This window comes from Bacillus sp. NH11B, from assembly GCF_001884205.1.
Lineage (GTDB): Bacteria > Bacillota > Bacilli > Bacillales > Bacillaceae_G > Bacillus_A > Bacillus_A proteolyticus.
Window position 1 is genome coordinate 1 of the sequence record NZ_MAOG01000101.1, and the last position, 19,888, is coordinate 19,888.

A 19,888-nucleotide genomic window follows, 5' to 3' on the forward strand; every position below is an offset into this window, starting at 1 on the left:
ACGATAATAAAATACTACGTGAAAAGATCGCATTTTGTATAAAAATATCCCTTAAGTTGATGGGTGTGGGGTAGCACCACATACCCATCAAGTTAATATTAAGTAAAATTCCGTCAACCGCCTTGTATTTCAGATAATCCAGACGAAAATCAACCAGGTGTCAAATGGATACCGTTAGATGAATTGCAGAATATCGTTCTATATCCAAATATTCGTAGTGAAATTGAAACATATATACATGGCAAACGAAACATTGAACTTATGGAATAACAACAATTAGAAGGGGATTAATAAAAATTTGGGGCTAATTCGTGTTTTTCGGCACTTGAATGAAACAACTTTATTATCATTACACAGGGAGGAGGTTAAGCAATGAGAGCACCATATCAAGTATTGATATTTCCTTATATAAAAACTGACGATTCTATTCAATATGCTATTTTTAACCGAAGTGATTATGGTTATTGGCAAGGAATAGCTGGTGGTGGAGAAGATGGTGAGACTCCTATTGAATCAGCAAAACGGGAAGCGTTTGAAGAGGCTGGTATTATAAGAGAATGTCCATATATAAAATTAGATTCTGTGTCTTCACTACCAGTAGAGGATGTAGTTGGAGGATTTCTTTGGGGAGAAGATGTTTATGTAATAAAAGAATTTTCTTTTGGAGTTAAAGTTCCTACAAAAAATATTTCATTATCCAAAGAGCACTTCAATTTTAAATGGTTATGCTTTGAGGAAGCAGTAACGCTTTTGAAATGGGATAGCAACAAAACAGCATTGTGGGAATTAAACAAAAGACTATTAAAGTAATTAAAGTGTTATCTAACAAAGACATTAGTAGTATAAGAATGAAACAACTTAAAAAAGCCTTGCTACACTTCATATGCAGCAAGGCTTTTATTTTTCTTAGCGTGGTTTTTTTCCGAAATGCTGGTGATACCCCATCGCCAAAAGAAAAGCAAATACCCCAAAACGAAAAAATGAGCTTTTTTGTTACTAGCTAGTACAAAATTTCGTTCTGGGGGTACTATAAAATTTTAGCTTGATGGGCATGTGACGGGACCCCTTATTGAACTAACGGGTGTTTTAGTTGAACAACATTTAAACAACTTTATTATCACTTTACATTCTGATGGATATTCTTGAAAAGGGAGTAATGTTGTATGAAATCAATAAATGTAAATGGGACTATATATCATATTGAATCTGTTCCTTTTGAAGATAAGAGTGAGCAGGATGAAGAGGGATACTACGAATATTTTTACAAAGGAGTCAATTTATCGTTTCACTCTGACAAAGAAGTAATGAAAGCCCGAATTTATGACGAGGAAGAAATAATATATTTCTTAAAAAATCCAATTCTTGCTTTTGGTAAAGATTTTGAAGCGATAAAGGTATATATAATTAAAGAATATGATGTAAATAAATTTAAGATTCCAGGTGGGGAAAAAGCCTATATAGAGTTATAGCCATAATTGATCTTTATCTTTACCATAATATATTAAATGCAAAAGGTAGATAGTTATATGATTCGTGAAGCTGAACCAAAGGACGGTAATATAAATGAAAATCTATTTTTAAAAATTGGTTGTTCCACAAAACGACAAAAATGAGCTGAATGATCATAAATAATTGTAAAGAGATAAAAATTTTGTTTAGGGGGGACTTCATAACCGTAGCTTGATAGCGGTGGGCTACAGCCACATTATTGCTACTAAGCAAAGGTTCTTAAGTGTTCCCTATAGCAAAAAAATAACTTTTTAATGACTAGCGATTTATAAGCATTCAACTGAATGAAAAAGGAATAATAATAGTACCTGTAGAAAGCTACATAGAATATAAAAACCATTAGGGGGAAAACAAATGATTCATAAAGTTGGACAAATTATGTTATACGTAAATAATCAAGATGAGGCAGTAAATTTTTGGACTGAAAAAGTAGGATTTCATGTAGTTGCAGAGGAAGATAACAAGCAAGGGATGAGATGGATTGAAATTGCTCCAACAAACGATGCGGAAACAGGTATTATACTACATAATAAAGAAGTTATTTCTAAAATGAGTCCAGGATTGAATCTTGGTACACCGTCTTTAATGTTCTTCTCGGAAAATCTTGACCAACTATATAAAGATTTAACAAATAAAAATGTTACAGTTGGCGAAATGGTAACTATGCCTTCTGGTAAAGTATTTAACTTTGCTGATAGTGAAGGGAATTATTTTGCAGTAATGGAAAAGAAAAAATAATTATATTGTTATGTGAAAATCCCCCTCGTAAATAATGAGGGGGATTAAATATTTGAAGTGAATTTTTTATTAGCGAGTTGTTCTATAAAAAATGTTCCTTTTTCAATTGCAGTCTCAATATAACCAACGATTTGATCAAATGAAAACACTTGTAACTCTTCATGCAAATGTTGCTCAGGATATAGCATATCTTCAAAAATATATTGCCGAAAAGCTAAAACATTCTCTCTAGAAACCTCATCGATATTCACAATGGTAGTCTCTTGATTAAGAAGGGAGAAGAGTTGTTGTTCTTTATCGTAATGATGCAACAACTTTGCGTTCAATAATTTAAAATCGTTATAGTACATAGGTGCAATAGTTTCGTCGTTTTCCATTCTGTTTTTAAGCCATGGTAGAAAAAAGCCGCTTAGCCAATTATCATCGGCAATGAGGTGGGTATAATAACCTAAAATATAAGGGGAATCCATATGATCTTCGTATTTATGAATAAATGAATCAAAATCTATTCTTCTCGTATAGTTCTTCGTGGTACCAGCGTAAAAATGTGAAGTTCCTTTTTTTTCTTTTGAATGAACAGCATCAGGAGCTACACCACCAAGTAAGAAAGAAGTTTTGTCTTGAATAGATAGTTTTTCGGCAATCCCGCTCGCGATAATGATATGCATAATTCGTGATCCCATGAATAACACCTCTATTTCATGTATTCATTTTAGGGAGCTGTCTGAACGTTTAGTATTACTTTCCCTGTACTTTGTCTACTTTCGACCCATTCATGTGCTTTCCCTGCGTCTTGAAGAGGAAAAGATTTCGTAGTATTAATTTGTAAACTTCCATCGCGTAAATAACGGAAAACTTGCTTCGCAGTTTCTTGGAGTAATTCAGGACGTTTTTTTCGTGTAGTGCCAAAGCTAAAACCGAGTATAGAACGGCAACTTGCGTGTAAATCTTTCGTTTGAAAATGACCAACTTCTCCGCTAGCATTGCCGAAATGGACGAGACGACCGTAATAAGCAAGGCATTTTAAACTACTTTCGGACATAGTACCAGAAATAGAGTCTAAAATTACATTAACTCCTTCTCCGTTTGTAAGCTTATTAACTTTCTCTACAAAATCTTCATCTTGATGACAAATAACATAATCAGCACCAGCATCTAAAGCAATTTTTCTTTTTGCTTCACTTCCGACAGTCCCGATTACTTTTTTAGCCCCTAATAATTTTGCGAGTTGAATCGCGGTAGTACCAATTCCTCCAGCAGCCGCATGAACTAGAACAGATTCACCTTGTTGAAGTCTTGCAACATTTACAAGTAAATTGTAGCTTGTAAAAGATACGATAGGGCAAGCGGCTGCAGTTTGGAAATCAACTTCATCCGGTAATACGAAAGTAAGATTTTCATTTGCAACAACATATTCAGAGTAAGAACCATTTTGAGGAAAAGCAATGACTCGTTGGCCAGGATAAATGTTTTTCACATGAGAACCTACGCGTTCTACAATACCAGCTGCATCTATCCCTGGGATAAAAGGTAAGGCTTTGTTTCCTTTTTTGCCATAACGTGATTTAATATCGGCGAAATTAACACTAGTAGCAACAACGTGAATTAAAACTTGGTTATCTGAAAGTGTAGGAATATCCATGTCTATATATTTCAACACTTCAGGACCACCGAATGAAGTTACAACGATAGCTTTCATATACATCCTCCTAAATTTGACTATATATATTATTTTAAATCTTCATTAGGAATTGGAAAATTATATAATTGTTATGCATGGTTATAAGTGAAGCTTATGAGCTTATTGAATTATTATATTAATTTATATAAAAAACTTTTTTGAAAAAATCGAACGAAATATCAATTACTTGCCAATATATAGTGTAAGACAAAGGAGGGATGGTAAATGAAGGATGAAACAGTGTATATGGATTTAATCCAATTAACTTTATCGGGCAATAAAGAAGCGTATAGCGAATTGTATGATAAAACGATTCAAGAAGTATATAAAACAGCACATTTCTTAATAGAAGATAAAACGGATGTAGTTGATGTTGTTCAAGAAATATACATACAGCTATATGAATCGCTTCGTAAATATGATAGTGAGAAGCCATTTCGTCCTTGGTTAATTGGACTTGCAATTAAACAAATTCATTCTTATAGAAGAAAGAGATGGATGCGACTGCGAATTGTAAAAAAAGCAGAAGAGCAAAGAAAGCCAGTACAAATTGATTTTTCTAGCGATGTTGTAAGTAAAATATCAAATCAAAAATTAATCGAACTCATTCATAAGTTACCGTATAAATTGAAACAAATTATTATCTTAAGATACTTACACGATTACTCTCAAGAAGAAGTAGCACAAATATTACATATTCCAATCGGTACAGTGAAGTCTAGAATTCATGCGGCATTAAAGAAACTACGCCAAAAAGAACAAGTAGAAGAAATCTTTTTAGGAGAGGTAGGGAATGTGAAATGAGCTTAGATTGTAGAGTTAGAGAATCTATACAAGAAGAAGCGAAGGGGATTGTAGCACCACCGGAGTTAAAAGAAAAAGTAATCATTCAAATAAAAATGAAGCGCAGTGGAAGTAAAAGAAAGAAGCGCCTTATCGCAGGAGTGCTTGCAGCAGCATTTTTAATTCCGACAACGGGTTTTGCTTATCAATCTATTATGGCAGATGGTATATACGGGTCTTTTGAAAATTTAAAGAAGCATGCCGGAGCTATAACATTAGAAGGATACATGCGTTTTAATGCAAAGTTATCACAAGCGAAAGATGAAATGGGTGCGAAGGAATATGAAGAGTTTACAAAAGAACTAAAGAAATTAACAAATGCAAAGCTTGAGTACGGGGATTCGAACGGTAATATTGATTATGATCAATTATCACCAGCTAAAAAAGAAGAAATGAAAAAGGTAGAAATGGAACTTCAGCCGTATTTTGATAAATTAAATGGCCATAAATCTAGTAAAGAAGTATTAACTTCAGAAGAGTATGAACAATATATGGAAGCGTTAATGTCATATCAAACTGTATTAGTAAAAGTGAAATCGAGTGGTGGGATAACAGTAGAAGAAGTACCTGAAGCGTATAAAGAAAGGTTTATTAAAGCAGAACAGTTTATGGAGTATGTAGATGAAAAGGTGAGATAAGTAAAAAAGCTCATAGCTTAAGCTGTGAGCTTTTCTTATTGAAAAGTAAATATATTAACCACCTATTCCTTTTGCTAGCAATAGGAAATATACAAATACTAATATTACGCCATTTAATGCAGTACCAACTATTCCGAATAACCAATTTTTTGATGCTATCGCAAAAATAATACCGAGTAATGAAAGTATGCCTAGAATCGCAATAATCAAAGTTAAATTTGCATTAGGTCCTCTTAAAATAAAGAAAGAACATATACTTGCGAGAAACATTAGACACGAAAATCCAAAAAATCTATACATAATAATTCTCCCTTGATTGAAATGTATTTTGTCTTAGTGCACGATTTTCTATAGTTTAACATAAATTTCCTAGTACATATTGAATATATAAACAATAAAAAACGAGTATAAAATCTACGTGATTTCATACTCGTTTTATTATTACTTAAGTTTCCTTACCGCATGAATAGCTACTCTTACAAGGAGTATTGCACTTATAAATAAACCACCATAACCAACGACATTTGAAAATTGAACATTAGGTTCTTTTGCATACAAGTCAGGGGCAGAATTATCTTGATTTGCTTAATAAAGTGAAAGTGGAAATTACTTAGTTATATTCCTTACTATTCTCCTTGTCTTTTTGTATCAAACAATCTAAAAGTGAGTAACCAGCTATTAAACTAATAATGGTAACGAAAGTCGTATTCACAAGAATAATATTAGCTAAATAAGGTAGGTATGAACCAACTGGTGAAAAGAGTAGAGCTGGAGAAAAGGAAATGAATAGCGTAGGCAACGTAATAGCGATAAACTTATCCGGTTGAAAGCTCCAGATTTGTTTACTCGTTTCGCGATTAATGGATTGAAGGAATCGTAATAAAATGCCAACTATAAGAGGGAAGAGTGTAAAGTAAAATAATCTTGGATAAACGTTAAAATTCACCTGCGCGTCTGTATCTAAATAAAATTGAATTTTCACTCCGACAAATAATAATAAGACGATAAATAATGTGAAGCAGAGGTATAGCATCACTTTTTGCATTACATTCCACCATCCTTTACTCAAAATATATTCAAAAAAAGAAGAGATATACAATAACTACTGTTGTATATCTCTTCTTTTACTGTTAGTTAATAGTGGAATTTGTTTTTTCTAGCTTCGTGAAATAATCAATTATGCCCATCGCGCTAATTTCTATATCCAGATGTAAAATGTTATAAACGGAATGATCTGATGGGACGTTTAATTTTGTAAGGTGAGAAGAGATTTTATCCATTAATAAGGTTTGTAATGCTTTAGTAGCCTCATCGAAATCATGATATTTTTCAAAGACTTCCTTACCGGTCTGAACGAAAATAGGTAACCAATGTTCTAGTTGGTTATATACTTCTGTAACATTGGACGATGCACCGTAATGGCCGAAATAAATAGTATCTACATTCATACTTTGAATGTGATTTTTAGAAGCAATCATCGCATCTGGTTGAAATTGTGAAGGGGACGTTGATGGTAGATATAGTTCTACACCAAGGCTTGCGAGTTCTCTATAATAAATTCCAATCGTATCGCCAGTAAAAATGCCGTTTGTTAATGAATCGTGAATGCTAATATGGTGTTTTGCATGTCCCGGTGTATCATAAAATGTAAGGATGCGGTCTTCTGCAATTTTTAATGTATTACCATGCTGTACAATACGAACACGTTCTTCTTTTATAGGAAGAATTGGATCAAAAAGTTTATCGAAATCTTCTTTGTACACAGCTTTTGCACCTAAAATGAGTTTCGTTGGATCAATCATATGACGAGCGCCGCGCGAATGCACATATAAAGTAGCATTTGGGCACTTCTCCATCATTAAACCAGCTGCCCCAGCGTGATCTAAATGAACATGTGTAACAATGATATTTTTTACATCTTTTAAATCAATATGTAGTTGTTGTAAGCCATCTAAAATGTAAGGAAGAGAAGGGGCTGCACAGGTTTCAATTAAAGTAATTTCGTCACCTAATAAAACGTACGTACCTGTTCGTTCATTATGTTGTAAGTCGTAATCATCAATAAGATATAGGTGAGAAGATAATTGTTCTACTTTTTTCATATTTACCACTCCTTATATACGGTATATATCTATTATACGCTAACAATAGAAAAAGACAGAAAACGAAAGCTCGTCTTCTGCCTTTTTCTATCGTTGTTATTTCGTTTGTTCTTTATTAATAGACATAACGAACAGTCCAACAATACCTCCAACTATTGGAAGCATAATCTCTCCTGCTAAATTAAAGTAGGAGCTTAAGAATAAACCATTTACATCGATTACCCAACCAGTAACATACAATAACATCATATATAGTACGAAATAAAACTCGCGATTTGAAATCGTTTCATGTTGTGCAGTTTTCATAATGAACACCATCCTTTTCTTTTATAATGGAAATATAAACTGTCACATTTTGTTCACAATTCAATTGTAAAACTTTCCATCATAAAAGTCTAGTAGTTTGTGCCGAATTTTCGAACAAAAATAAAGCGCTATCATTTTGGTGTATAAGTACGTAATAAGAGCTGTACATTCACGAATGTAGTATAGTATAAACATAGAATGATAGTGAAGAGAGGGGTAGGAACAATGACAGTTTATGATTTTTCAGCTAAAACAATTACAGGAGAAGATAAATCGTTAAAAGATTACGAAGGAAAAGCACTTCTTATTGTAAATGTAGCTAGCAAATGTGGTTTTACACCGCAATATAAAGGATTACAAGAAGTATATGATAAATATAAAGATCAAGGATTAGAAATACTAGGTTTCCCTTGTAATCAATTTGGAGGACAAGAACCGGGAACAGAAGCTGATATTACTAGTTTTTGTGAATTAAACTATGGTGTAAACTTCCCGATGTTTGCTAAGGTTGATGTGAAAGGTGATAAGGCTCATCCTCTGTATACATACATGACAGAAGAAGCACCAGGCTTACTCGGTATGAAAGCCGTAAAATGGAACTTTACTAAGTTTCTAATTGGAAGAGATGGGAAAGTAGTAGGGCGTTTCGCACCGCAAACGAAGCCAGTGGATTTAGAGGTGGAGATTGAGAAGATACTTGGAGAATAACTAGGAGTTTCACATTATTAAAAACGCCTCAAAGAACAATGCAGTTCTTTGAGGCGTTTTCTTTAAACTCACATTATCAAGATTAAATCACTCCATCGAAGTCATTTGATTTAGGCAGAGAAGCTGCTTTTTTCATAAGTACTTCCCATAAGTGTACGGATTTCTTCCATTCGGCTGCGGCCTGTCCCTTTTGATACATAGCGTTCTCATAACTGAAAGTAAGTTGTTGCATATCAGCCGAGTTGTAAAGTGTATCGATGTGGAGAGCGTATTCTCGGAATGTTTGACTTTCACTCCGTGGTATGCCGATTCTCGCAAATTGTTTTAAAAGTGCGCCGTAAGCTTTTTGATAAACAGCATCATCTTTTCGATATTTATAGAAAAGAATAATAAAAAATGTAATCCACTTCATTCTAGTGGTTAAGAGAATGTATCCTATAATACTAAGCGGTATCGTAGAGAGGAATACGTACCACCAAGAAAATCCATTTTTAGAATTTGTGATCTTTTTAGTAGAGGATTCTTCTGTATTTTCTATTAAACTTTTGAGCTTTGCTTCATTGTTCCGCTCTTGCATTTGCACGTTTTGAGAATTATTTTCTTCGTTATTTTGTGAAGTAGAAGCAGAAGGAGTATTTATAAAGTTATAGGGATTGGTAAACCCTTTTGTTGGTTCGAATGGAATCCATCCGTATCCTGGAAAATATACTTCAACCCAAGAGTGTGCGTTATTGTTTTCGATTTTATAAACATTCTCACCTTCTGCATCAGCAATTGTATTCTCAAGAGTTCCTTCTGTAAAGCCTTTTACCCAGCGAGCAGGAATCCCGGCAGAACGAAGTAACACGATCATAGACGTCGAAAAATTATTACAGTAGCCGCTTTTTGTATCGAAAAGGAATTGATCTACATAATCTTGGTTTTTTGCAGGGAATAAGACATTCATTGTTTCGTATACAAAAGAATGGTCTGTGAAGTAATTTTCAATAGCCAATACTTTATCATATCGGTTGTCTTTATCATTTGTAAGATTGACAGCCAAGTCTTTTACTCGCTGCGGTAATGATTCGGGAAGTTGTGTGTACTTTGTCATGAAATAAGAACTTGTTTCATGCCCTTCATTCGTTTTTACAGCTTTCAAATTTTCTATGGAAAACTCCGGGATTTCATATGTTACTTTATACGAATTTAAAGTAGTAGAAGAATCTCCGTGCATCGTAAAGATTTTTTCTGAAAATGGGTCAACGCTGTATGATACATCGGGAGAAGCCTCAATCGATACTAATCCTGCTGGATAGGTAAGGTGAGGATAACTTTTTTGCATGGTGATTGTTGCTTCGGTTGTCTCCGTTTTTGTATTTTGTTCGTACCAACTCACGACGTCGTTTTTATTTTTAAAAGAAACCTTTTTCGGATTTTCAGAAACCTCCCAGCCTTTTCCTGTATAAAAATCTTTTGTTTCTACTCTCCAATATTGTTTGTTTTGCGTTTGTGCTGTAAAAACAATTGTATTATCCGCCTTAAAAGGACCGCCTAATTGCGAGTCGTCTAAACCATACCCAATTTTAGAAATTTCTTGTTCTTTACTTGCTTCGGATGTGTTGAATTTTAAAAAATTTATTGGGTTTGGCCATTGAGGGCCAAATTTTGGAGCGAAGTATGCGATGGTTGCTGACAATACAATAAATATTGTAAGAGGTCTAAGTAATTTTGAGATTGCTCTAGCATAATTTTGTAAGTGTTCAATCTCTTTTATTCGTTCTATTTGAAGAAGACTAAGCATAAAAAAGCCAATGACAACAGTACGAATAATAGCGTAGTTTGCATTGTATAAATGTAAGTTATGAAAAGTTGTGATATAAATAATAGTCAATACAAGAAATAACAGCCCACGTTTTTTATGAATTATCCAAAACGAGATGAAAGAACTCAAAAACCAAAATGATAAAAAAAATAAAAGTGTTGGAAAAACTGGAGAAATATCTAACAAATTCCCTTGGGAAAACAGGGAGGAATTTCGAGAAATATCAGAAAAAAAATTCGTTAGCCAAGATGGATTTATAAAAGCATTTTTATAATACAGGAAATGAATGATGAATAAGATCGTGACGATTTTTATAGGAATCTGCCATCTTGTTTGAAAAAAAGAGAGAGTGAAGCAAATTCCTATAAATATTACAAAAATATCTAATCTACCTACATTTGTAATACCTATAAGAGGTCTTAGCCATTCTAGTAAAAGTAGAAGTGCACATACATGCATGAAGAATCTATTCATATCCCACTGTTTTTTTATTTGTAATGTTATCATTTGCTCACCTCAAAAAATACGTTTGTATACCGGTTTTCATAAACCGCATTTACAAATATTTTTCGTTTTTGTAGAGTTTCTAGTATACTTAGTTCCCGCTGTGAAAGTTGATTTGCTTTTTCTTTCACGACAAACACCATTAATTTTCTATTTTTAATAGCTGCATAGTCAGCTGCCTTTTGAATATCGGGAGAAAGAACGCTTGTCACGAGTATAATCGTTACGGGCTCATAAATTTTTCTTAATTCCATTTCTACACTCTGGGAGAGCGGGAATACACTGTCTGCTTGTACTTTCGCTAAATGACAAAAGATTTGTTGTAACTGCGTATCTCCATTGTCTAAAGGGAAAAAAGTTCGTTCTTTTCCGACAGACACGAATGACGCTGGTGAATTTTGCTTCAAGACAGCCCTTACAATAGAGGCAGTAAACGTTACGACTGATTCGAATAAAGGAGATGGGGTTCTGTCCATGAATATCATAATATTATGGCTGCGCTGTTGTTCAAACTCTTTCGTCATAATATTGTTTGTTCGTGCAGTTGCTTTCCAATCAATCCATGAAAAGCGGTCACCAGGTTTATATTCTCTGACACCGACAGAGACTGTAGAGTCTTTTGCTAAATTTATATTTGCTGAAAGTGCCCCTTGTTCGAAATGATTTTCCAATTGTCGATACGTTATATCTACATACTGGGGATAGACTAAAAATGTATCTGGAACTGAAAAAGTTACTTCTTTCTCTATCACACCGAATAGATCGCCAGTTTTGACACGTACGCTTGAAAAAGTGTGCTCTCCTCTAGGGATTGTGTCAATAACATATTGAAACGAAATATTTCGTTTTAATCCTGGAAAGAGTATTATCTTATTCGTCTTCGTTTGTTTACAATTTGTAAATTGTGATGGCAGTTCATCTTCTATAACTAAATAAAGTAAGGGAAAAGGAAATTTTCTTTTTATTGTAAGAGTGCTTAAAAATTGTTCTCCTGCTGCATATTCGTTTTGGTTTGTTATTCGTTTTACTTCAGCGTCTCGTAAAGCGTAGAAGGGAAGTAGTAGTGAATAAAGGCAAATAGGAATCGTACTGTAAAACAAAAACCAACTTACAAATCCTCCTTGAAGCATAGCGTATACAAATGTTAAGACTAGGCATAAAGGTATTAGCAATAACTTCGTAACGTGATATAGCGCCCGTAGTAGTCGTTTCATCAAAGGTTCATCTTCCTTTGAGTCGGAACGGTAGTTCGTGCAACGATTTTGGCGATAACTTGTTCTCCTGTTATTCCTTCAAATCTTGCTTCCATTTTTAGAATGAGTCTGTGAGCTAACACGTAAGGAGCTAAAAATTTAACATCGTCTGGAATAACATAATTTCTGCCATGGATGAATGCATAAGCTTGTGAAGCTTTCATTAAAGCAATTGAGCCGCGTGGACTTGCACCTAGCTGTATAGAACTATAAGAACGAGTCTGACTAATAAGCTTTACAATGTAATGCTTGATTGCTTTGTCCATGTTTATATCCCGTACGCTTTGTTGTAAATAAAGTAATTCTTTTATTGTAGTAATAGCTTGTAAATGAGAGAGTGGATTTGTTTTTTCCATCCGGTTTAAAATTTCAAATTCTTCTTCTGGTGTAGGATATCCCATTCTTAGCTTCAACAAGAAACGATCGAGCTGAGCTTCTGGTAAAGGGTATGTTCCCTCATATTCGACCGGATTTTGTGTAGCCATTACAAAGAATGGTTTTGGTAACGGTCTTGTAATGCCATCTATTGTGATAGTACCTTCTTCCATACTTTCAAGTAAGGCAGATTGTGTCTTTGGAGATGTACGATTAATTTCATCAGCAAGTATAAAATTCCCCATAATTGGTCCAGGCTTGAACTCAAATTGGAGTTCTTTTGGATTATAAATAGAAACACCTGTTACATCTGACGGCAGTAAATCAGGTGTGAATTGAATTCGCTTGTAATCGGCATCAATTGATTTAGAAAGAGCGCGTACTAACATTGTTTTCCCGACACCGGGAACATCTTCTAATAGTACATGACCTTCAGCTAAGAGAGCTGTTAAGGCTAAGATTGTTTCTTTTCGTTTCCCGACCATTAATTTTTCAATATTGTTGATTATTTTTTCTACAATAGGATGTAATGAATCAAGCTGGGGCATTGTAATCCTCCTAATTTTATTATCGTTTTCTAATCTATTTAGTGGACAATAGAATTTATCCCTCTATTTGCGGGTAGTAAAACTCTCATCTTAAATTCTGAGAATATTCAGATTATTTATTCCGATTACAACTAGTATAATTGTTTCCATAACTAAGGGCAATACAGTAAATAATGATTTGTAGTTTTATATAAAATATGTCTTGATATAAAATAGTAGCGTTGAAGAAAAATAAATTCCTTACGTACAATAAAACAATAGGATAATCCGTGTCAGAAGGTGACGAATATTTATTATTTATATATAATCATGGGTTATCGAGAGTATTGTCGGTAAAGAAGAGGAGGGAGGGAAGGAAAGGATAACCTTGGTGACCAAAATAAATAGCGTAGAAATCCCTACGCGTAAAGGTTAGATACATATATCATATGTCTTGTGATTAAAATTTATATGAAATAATAAATAAAGCCGACTGCATGTAGAGGCCAGCCACTTAAATTATTACAATTCTTTATTTTTCTCTTTTTTTAATTCTTTTCGTTTAGCTAACCAAATATGAATTAATTCTACCAATTCCATTGTTTCTATCTCACAATATTCACCTTTACCATCTTCTGCTAAATTGTCTAGCACAGTAGTTGTGTCGTTCCGAATTTCTAAACCGCAAATGTTGTCATTTACTACTCCGTAATTTTTTTCTCCGTTTAAAACACTATGTATTTCTTCTAAAATCCAATCTCCAAAAGCAGAAACTTCAACTCCTAAAAAAGTTTCAACAAGTTTAATTTCTTGAGGAAGTCTCATAACTAAATCTCTATTGTTAAGTACTTCAAAATTATATGGATATTTCATTACTATTCTACTCCTTTATACTAGCATCACTCTTGTCCTATTTAAATTATAGAAAAAGTAGATTATTATGAAACTCATCTACCCAATAATTCTCTGATTCAGGTATTAATTCAGTGAAACCTTCATATTTACCTATCCAATCTTTTGGTACATATTCTTCATATGATGCTGGTTCCGGAAACATCGAATATAGTATTGTATCATCAAAGTTAATTAATAACACTGGACTGAAATCTAATAGATCTTCTCCTGCATTTTTACTTTTAATATTTTCAAGTAATAAATAATTTAATTCCTCTTTAGTTACGTTATATTTATTAATCCTTTGTAAAAACACCTCTATATTTTCATTATCTAATACTTTTATTCCATTTCTTTCTTCCGTTTCGTAATTATCTTCAGTGCTTACACTTAAATTTTTATATGCATTATCTAATTTATTATAATCTAAAAACCATAGTTCTTTATCTGTTACATACCATCTAAATTCATTATTATATATGACGGCTACTACAATGTTTTCTGCATAAAGTGGTTCTAATATCATAATATCCTCCTTTTATTATTACTTTATAATCTTGCCATTCTTGGCGTTGTTGGGTCAACTATTTTCAGGACAGTTGCCCTTGGTTTAGTGGATATAAAGTATTGCATTTTCATTTATAAACACATCTAACGATTTAAGTATATCAAATTTAACAGTCAGTGAAGGATGTGAACCCCACAATGATTAGATTTTCATTTTTTCATATTTTCACTGGAATTTTTGACAATCTCTTGAACTGTGCGAAATGTCACATCTGTATTTTACAACCTCTCTTATAGTAAGGGTATGTAAGAGAGACGTATTAAAGGAGTGAACAGTATGAAGAAGAAACCTTCAGCACTAATGAGACGTTTAAAATATTTTTCACCAATAGATCGTTATAACGATAATCATACACAAGAAACATATGAAGATCGCGAATGGGAGAATGTGTACAGAAAGCGTTGGCAGCATGATAAAGTAATCCGTTCTACACACGGTGTGAACTGCACTGGTTCATGCAGTTGGAACATTTATGTGAAAGATGGAATTGTAACATGGGAAGGACAGGAGCTTAACTACCCAACAACAGGTCCTGATATGCCTGATTTTGAACCACGAGGTTGTCCGCGTGGAGCGAGTTTTTCTTGGTACATTTATAGTCCACTTCGTGTGAAATATCCGTATGTACGTGGTGTTCTTTGGAGTATGTGGCGAGAGGAATTACAAAATAATGAGTCACCACTAGATGCTTGGAAAAGTATTGTGGAAAACCCTGAAAAAGCACGTAAGTATAAGCAGGCGCGTGGTAAAGGGGGATTTATTCGTGCGAATTGGGATGAAGTATTACAACTCGTTTCTGCTTCGTTACTTTACACAATAATTAAATACGGCCCAGACCGAAATGTTGGTTTTTCACCAATTCCAGCTATGTCGATGTTAAGTCATGCAGCAGGTAGCCGCTTTATGCAACTTATGGGTGGGCCGATGCTTAGCTTCTATGATTGGTACGCTGATTTACCACCAGCTTCTCCGCAAATTTGGGGTGATCAAACAGATGTACCAGAAAGTAGTGATTGGTATAACTCCGGATACATTATGACGTGGGGTTCAAATGTACCGATGACGAGAACACCAGATGCTCACTTTTTAGCAGAGGTTCGATATAAAGGAACGAAAGTTGTTTCTGTAAGTCCTGACTTCGCTGAATCTACAAAGTTTGCGGATGATTGGATTAGTGTGAAACAAGGTACAGACGGTGCACTTGCGATGGCAATGGGGCACGTAATCTTACAAGAATTTTACGTAGATAATCAAGTGGAATACTTCACAAAGTATGCGAAGCAATATACTGATTTTCCTTTCTTTGTCACATTGAAACAAAAAGGAGATCAATTCGTTGCGGATCGTTTCTTAAATGCTTCTGATATTGGACGTGAAACAAAATTAGGAGAATGGAAGCCTGTACTTTGGAACGAGAACACGAACGATTTTGCAACACCTCACGGCACAATGGGATCACGTTGGGATAATGAAAAGAAATGGAACTTACGTTTAGAAGATGAACAAACAGGTGAAAAGATTGATCCACGTCTTTCTTTACTTGGAATGGAAGATGCGGTTGGTACGGTACAAATTCCATACTTCTCTGATGATGGAAACAAAGTATTAGAACGTACAATTCCAGTGAAAAAAGTTATGACAGAAGAAGGCGAAGTGTTCGTTACAACTGTGTATGACTTAACGTTAGCAAATTACGGCGTGAACCGAGGGCTCGGGGGACAAGAACCGAAAGATTTCAATGATGACGTACCGTTTACACCTGCATGGCAAGAGAAAATGACGGGAGTGAAACGAGAGCTTATTATTCAAATTGCTCGTGAGTTCGCACAAAATGCTGTTGATACGAATGGTCGCTCGATGATTATTGTAGGGGCCGGTATTAACCATTGGTTTAACTCTGATACGATTTATCGCGCCGTTTTAAATCTTGTTCTTCTCGTTGGCGCGCAAGGTGTAAACGGCGGTGGTTGGGCACATTATGTTGGGCAAGAAAAGTTACGACCAGCAGAAGGATGGCAAACAATCGCGATGGCAAAAGATTGGCAAGGGCCACCGAAATTACAAAACGGTACATCTTTCTTCTATTTCGTAACAGATCAATGGCGTTATGAAGATACACCGGTTGGACATTTAGCATCACCAATTGAGGGCAACTCTCGTTATCAACATCACGGTGATTACAATGTATTAGCAGCACGACTTGGCTGGTTACCTTCCTATCCAACATTCGAGAAAAATGGAATTGAATTATATAAAGAAGCTGTTGCTTCTGGTGCAACAACGCAAGAAGAAATCGGAAAATACGTTGCGAAAAAATTAAAAGAAAAAGAACTGAAATTTGCGATTGAAGATCCAGATAATAAAAATAACTTCCCGCGCAACTTATTCGTATGGCGTGCCAACTTAATTTCAAGTTCTGGTAAAGGACACGAATATTTCTTAAAACATTTATTAGGTACAACAAACGGATTAATGAATGATGATAGTGATTCATTACGACCAGAAGAAATTAAGTGGCATGAAGAAGCACCAGAAGGGAAGTTAGATTTACTCATTAATTTAGATTTCCGTATGGCTGGAACAGCGCTTTATTCTGATATCGTCTTACCTGCTTCAACTTGGTATGAAAAGCACGATTTAAGTAGTACAGATATGCATCCATTTGTGCATCCGTTTAATCCAGCAATCGGTTCACCGTGGGAAGCACGCTCTGACTGGGATATTTTCACCGCTCTTTCTAAAGCTGTGTCAGATTTAGCGAAGAAAATCGATCTTGAGCCAATGAAAGAAGTCGTTGCCACACCACTTCTTCACGATACACCGCAAGAATTAGCGCAACCACTTGGCAAGATTAAAGATTGGAGCAAAGGCGAGTGTGAACCAATCCCAGGTAAAACGATGCCACAAATTCATGTTGTCGAAAGGGATTATAAAACGATTTATGACAAAATGACAGCGCTTGGACCAAATGCTGGAAAGCAACCGATTGGTACGAAAGGGATTTCTTGGTCTGCAGAAAAAGAATATGAGCAATTAAAGAGTCGATTAGGAGTTGTGCGAACGGATTCTATTGCGAAAGGGTGCCCAGATATAAAAGAAGCAATTAATGCTGCTGAGGCGGTATTAACACTTTCTTCTACAACAAACGGTCACATGGCTGTAAAAGCATGGGAAGCACTTGAAAAACAAACCGATTTAAAACTGCGTGATTTAGCAGAAGAACGTGAAGAAGAATGCTTCACATTTGAACAAATTACAGCGCAGCCGAAAACAGTAATTACTTCTCCAGCCTTTACAGGTTCTGAAAAAGGTGGACGCCGTTACTCACCATTTACAACAAATGTTGAACGTCTTATCCCTTGGAGAACGATAACTGGTCGACAATCTTTCTACTTAGATCATGACATGATGAAAGAATTTGGTGAAACGATGGCAACATTTAAACCAATTCTGCAACATAAACCGTTCCGTAAATCACGGCCCGAAGTAGAAGGAAAAGAGATTACACTAAACTATTTAACACCGCATAATAAGTGGTCGATTCATAGTATGTATTTCGATTCATTACCGATGTTAACGCTGTTTAGAGGTGGGCCAACTGTTTGGATGAATAAAGAGGATGCTGCTGAAGCTGGCGTTGCTGATAATGATTGGATCGAGTGCTTTAACCGTAACGGTGTTGTTGTAGCGCGTGCTGTTGTAACGCACCGTATACCGAGAGGAATGGCATTTATGCACCATGCGCAAGATCGCCACATTAACGTACCTGGTTCGAAATTAACAAGTAACCGCGGAGGAACGCATAATAGTCCAACTCGAATTCATGTTAAACCAACACATATGATTGGTGGATATGGTCAATTAAGTTATGGATTTAACTATTATGGTCCGACTGGAAACCAGCGCGACTTAAACGTTGTAATTCGCAAACTGAAGGAGGTAGATTGGCTTGAAGATTAAAGCGCAAGTCGGAATGGTAATGAACCTAGATAAATGCATCGGCTGCCATACTTGTAGCGTAACATGCAAAAACACCTGGACAAATCGTCCAGGTGCTGAATATATGTACTTCAATAACGTAGAAACGAAACCTGGAATTGGTTATCCGAAACAATGGGAAGATCAGGAGAAATATAAAGGCGGCTGGGAATTGAAAAATGATGAAATTCAGCTGAAATCCGGTTCGAAAATGAAGCGCCTTATGAATATTTTCCACAATCCAGATCAACCAACAATTGATGATTACTTTGAACCTTGGAACTATGATTATGAAACATTAACAAATAGCCCGCAGCGTAAGCATCAACCAGTTGCTCGTCCGAAATCAGCAATTACAGGTGAATTTATTGATAAAATTGAATGGGGTCCAAACTGGGAAGATGATTTAGCAGGCGGACATATAACAGGATTACAAGATCCAAACGTAAAGAAAATGGAAGAAGAAATTAAAACGGATTTTGAAAATGTCTTTATGATGTATTTACCACGTATATGCGAACATTGTATGAATCCATCTTGCGTATCGTCTTGTCCATCTGGTGCGATGTATAAACGTGAAGAAGATGGGATTGTACTTGTGGATCAAAATGCATGTCGTGCCTGGAGATTTTGTGTATCGTCTTGTCCGTATAAAAAAGTGTATTTTAACTGGCAAACAAATAAAGCTGAAAAATGCACAATGTGTTTCCCACGTATTGAAGCTGGTATGCCAACAATTTGTTCTGAAACATGTGTAGGACGTATTCGATATATTGGGGTAATGCTATATGACGCTGACAAAGTAAAAGAAGCGGCTTCTGTTGAAAATGAAAAAGATTTATATGAATCTCAGCTTACAGTTTTTCTAGATCCAAATGATCCAGAAGTAGCAGCGGAAGCGAAAAAACAAGGGATTCCTGAAGAATGGATTAAAGCGGCACAAGAGTCGCCAATCTATAAAATGATTATCGATTGGAAAATCGCTCTACCTCTTCATCCAGAGTATCGCACAATGCCAATGGTTTGGTATATCCCGCCGCTTAGCCCAATTATGAATATGGTGGAAGGGAAAGGAAGTAACTGGCAAGCAGAAGAGATTTTCCCTGCTATCGATAATATGCGTATTCCAATTCAATATTTAGCGAATTTACTCACTGCAGGAGATGAATCACATATTCGTCTTACATTGAAAAAAATGGCTGTCATGCGAACGCATATGAGAGCACTGCAAATTAATAAAGAACCAAATGAAGCAGTATTAAAAGAACTTGATTTAACGAAACAGGATGTAGAAGATATGTATCGTCTTCTTGCTATCGCAAAATATAAAGATCGCTTCGTCATCCCGACTTCACACCGCGAACAAGTTGCAGATTTATATAGCGAACAAGGGAGCTGTGGCCTTTCCTTCACAGGTGGCCCAGGCTCTTGTATGACAATTTCTTAAATAAAGGGGGCAG

19 protein-coding genes are annotated in these 19,888 nt (G+C 35.2%); 8 read left to right on the forward strand and 11 right to left on the reverse strand.

The features are described 5' to 3' along the window. Positions 1-372 precede the first annotated feature (372 nt). The 3 genes from BAU27_RS14560 to BAU27_RS14570 all read left to right on the forward strand — a co-directional run bounded on the left by BAU27_RS14560 (position 373) and on the right by BAU27_RS14570 (position 2,247). A complete protein-coding gene (locus tag BAU27_RS14560; protein WP_071771248.1) occupies positions 373-810 on the forward strand; it encodes an NUDIX hydrolase in 438 nt (145 codons plus the stop codon). A 353-nt stretch (positions 811-1,163) separates the two neighbouring features. Further along, entirely contained in the window at positions 1,164-1,469 is a 306-nt protein-coding gene (locus BAU27_RS14565) for a hypothetical protein (protein ID WP_071771249.1), read from the forward strand. A gap of 394 nt (positions 1,470-1,863) precedes the next feature. Beyond that, complete coding sequence (locus BAU27_RS14570; protein ID WP_071771250.1) at positions 1,864-2,247, forward strand: VOC family protein; 384 nt, start codon at positions 1,864-1,866, stop codon at positions 2,245-2,247. Positions 2,248-2,291: 44 nt separating this feature from the next. Here BAU27_RS14570 and BAU27_RS14575 read toward each other — a convergent pair whose 3' ends face one another. Both BAU27_RS14575 and BAU27_RS14580 read right to left on the reverse strand, forming a co-directional pair. Further along, positions 2,292-2,930 (reverse strand): zinc dependent phospholipase C family protein, encoded by a 639-nt coding sequence (locus BAU27_RS14575; RefSeq protein WP_071771251.1) that lies wholly within the window; start codon positions 2,928-2,930, stop codon positions 2,292-2,294. Positions 2,931-2,959: 29 nt separating this feature from the next. After that, a complete protein-coding gene (locus tag BAU27_RS14580) occupies positions 2,960-3,946 on the reverse strand; it encodes a quinone oxidoreductase family protein (protein WP_071771252.1) in 987 nt (328 codons plus the stop codon). A gap of 207 nt (positions 3,947-4,153) precedes the next feature. On the opposite strand from BAU27_RS14580, the gene BAU27_RS14585 reads away from it, so the two are divergent. After that, positions 4,154-4,732: a sigma-70 family RNA polymerase sigma factor gene (locus BAU27_RS14585; RefSeq protein ID WP_071771253.1), complete on the forward strand. Its 579-nt coding sequence runs from the start codon at positions 4,154-4,156 to the stop codon at positions 4,730-4,732. Then, complete coding sequence (locus BAU27_RS14590; RefSeq protein WP_071771254.1) at positions 4,729-5,409, forward strand: DUF3600 domain-containing protein; 681 nt, start codon at positions 4,729-4,731, stop codon at positions 5,407-5,409. The genes BAU27_RS14585 and BAU27_RS14590 overlap by 4 nt, the downstream gene beginning before the upstream one ends. A gap of 54 nt (positions 5,410-5,463) precedes the next feature. Here the strand turns inward: BAU27_RS14590 and BAU27_RS14595 are convergent, their stop codons facing one another. The 4 genes from BAU27_RS14595 to BAU27_RS14615 all read right to left on the reverse strand — a co-directional run bounded on the left by BAU27_RS14595 (position 5,464) and on the right by BAU27_RS14615 (position 7,817). Next, on the reverse strand, positions 5,464-5,709 hold the full coding sequence (locus BAU27_RS14595) for a hypothetical protein (protein WP_002118769.1): 246 nt from the start codon (positions 5,707-5,709) through the stop codon (positions 5,464-5,466). Positions 5,710-6,019: 310 nt separating this feature from the next. Then, entirely contained in the window at positions 6,020-6,454 is a 435-nt protein-coding gene (locus BAU27_RS14605; RefSeq protein ID WP_071771256.1) for a hypothetical protein, read from the reverse strand. A gap of 85 nt (positions 6,455-6,539) precedes the next feature. Further along, on the reverse strand, positions 6,540-7,511 hold the full coding sequence (locus BAU27_RS14610) for an MBL fold metallo-hydrolase (RefSeq protein WP_071771257.1): 972 nt from the start codon (positions 7,509-7,511) through the stop codon (positions 6,540-6,542). Positions 7,512-7,607: 96 nt separating this feature from the next. Next, positions 7,608-7,817 carry a DUF3925 domain-containing protein gene (locus BAU27_RS14615; RefSeq protein WP_000844980.1) on the reverse strand — a complete coding sequence of 70 codons (210 nt, stop codon included), beginning with the start codon at positions 7,815-7,817 and terminating at the stop codon, positions 7,608-7,610. A gap of 225 nt (positions 7,818-8,042) precedes the next feature. Here BAU27_RS14615 and bsaA point away from each other — a divergent pair, with 225 nt between their 5' ends. Next, positions 8,043-8,525, forward strand: coding sequence for a glutathione peroxidase (gene bsaA / locus BAU27_RS14620; protein ID WP_071771258.1), 483 nt, complete (start codon positions 8,043-8,045; stop codon positions 8,523-8,525). An 82-nt stretch (positions 8,526-8,607) separates the two neighbouring features. On the opposite strand, the gene BAU27_RS14625 is transcribed toward bsaA, so the two are convergent. The 5 genes from BAU27_RS14625 to BAU27_RS14645 all read right to left on the reverse strand — a co-directional run bounded on the left by BAU27_RS14625 (position 8,608) and on the right by BAU27_RS14645 (position 14,408). Next, complete coding sequence (locus BAU27_RS14625; RefSeq protein WP_071771259.1) at positions 8,608-10,836, reverse strand: transglutaminase TgpA family protein; 2,229 nt, start codon at positions 10,834-10,836, stop codon at positions 8,608-8,610. Then, on the reverse strand, positions 10,833-12,047 hold the full coding sequence (locus tag BAU27_RS14630; RefSeq protein WP_071771260.1) for a DUF58 domain-containing protein: 1,215 nt from the start codon (positions 12,045-12,047) through the stop codon (positions 10,833-10,835). The genes BAU27_RS14625 and BAU27_RS14630 overlap by 4 nt, the downstream gene beginning before the upstream one ends. Beyond that, the gene (locus BAU27_RS14635; protein WP_071771261.1) at positions 12,047-13,009 is read right to left on the reverse strand and encodes an AAA family ATPase; all 963 of its coding nucleotides are present in this window, start codon (positions 13,007-13,009) and stop codon (positions 12,047-12,049) included. The genes BAU27_RS14630 and BAU27_RS14635 overlap by 1 nt, the downstream gene beginning before the upstream one ends. Positions 13,010-13,510: 501 nt before the next feature. Then, complete coding sequence (locus BAU27_RS14640) at positions 13,511-13,861, reverse strand: hypothetical protein (protein ID WP_071771262.1); 351 nt, start codon at positions 13,859-13,861, stop codon at positions 13,511-13,513. A gap of 46 nt (positions 13,862-13,907) precedes the next feature. Then, positions 13,908-14,408, reverse strand: a complete 501-nt coding sequence (locus BAU27_RS14645) for a hypothetical protein (protein WP_071745444.1) — start codon at positions 14,406-14,408, stop codon at positions 13,908-13,910. 318 nt (positions 14,409-14,726) lie between these two features. Between BAU27_RS14645 and BAU27_RS14650 the strand changes: the two genes are divergently transcribed. Beyond that, positions 14,727-18,410: a nitrate reductase subunit alpha gene (locus BAU27_RS14650; RefSeq protein ID WP_071771263.1), complete on the forward strand. Its 3,684-nt coding sequence runs from the start codon at positions 14,727-14,729 to the stop codon at positions 18,408-18,410. Beyond that, positions 18,400-19,875: a nitrate reductase subunit beta gene (narH, locus tag BAU27_RS14655; RefSeq protein WP_071771264.1), complete on the forward strand. Its 1,476-nt coding sequence runs from the start codon at positions 18,400-18,402 to the stop codon at positions 19,873-19,875. The genes BAU27_RS14650 and narH overlap by 11 nt, the downstream gene beginning before the upstream one ends. The last annotated feature ends 13 nt before the right edge of the window (positions 19,876-19,888 follow it).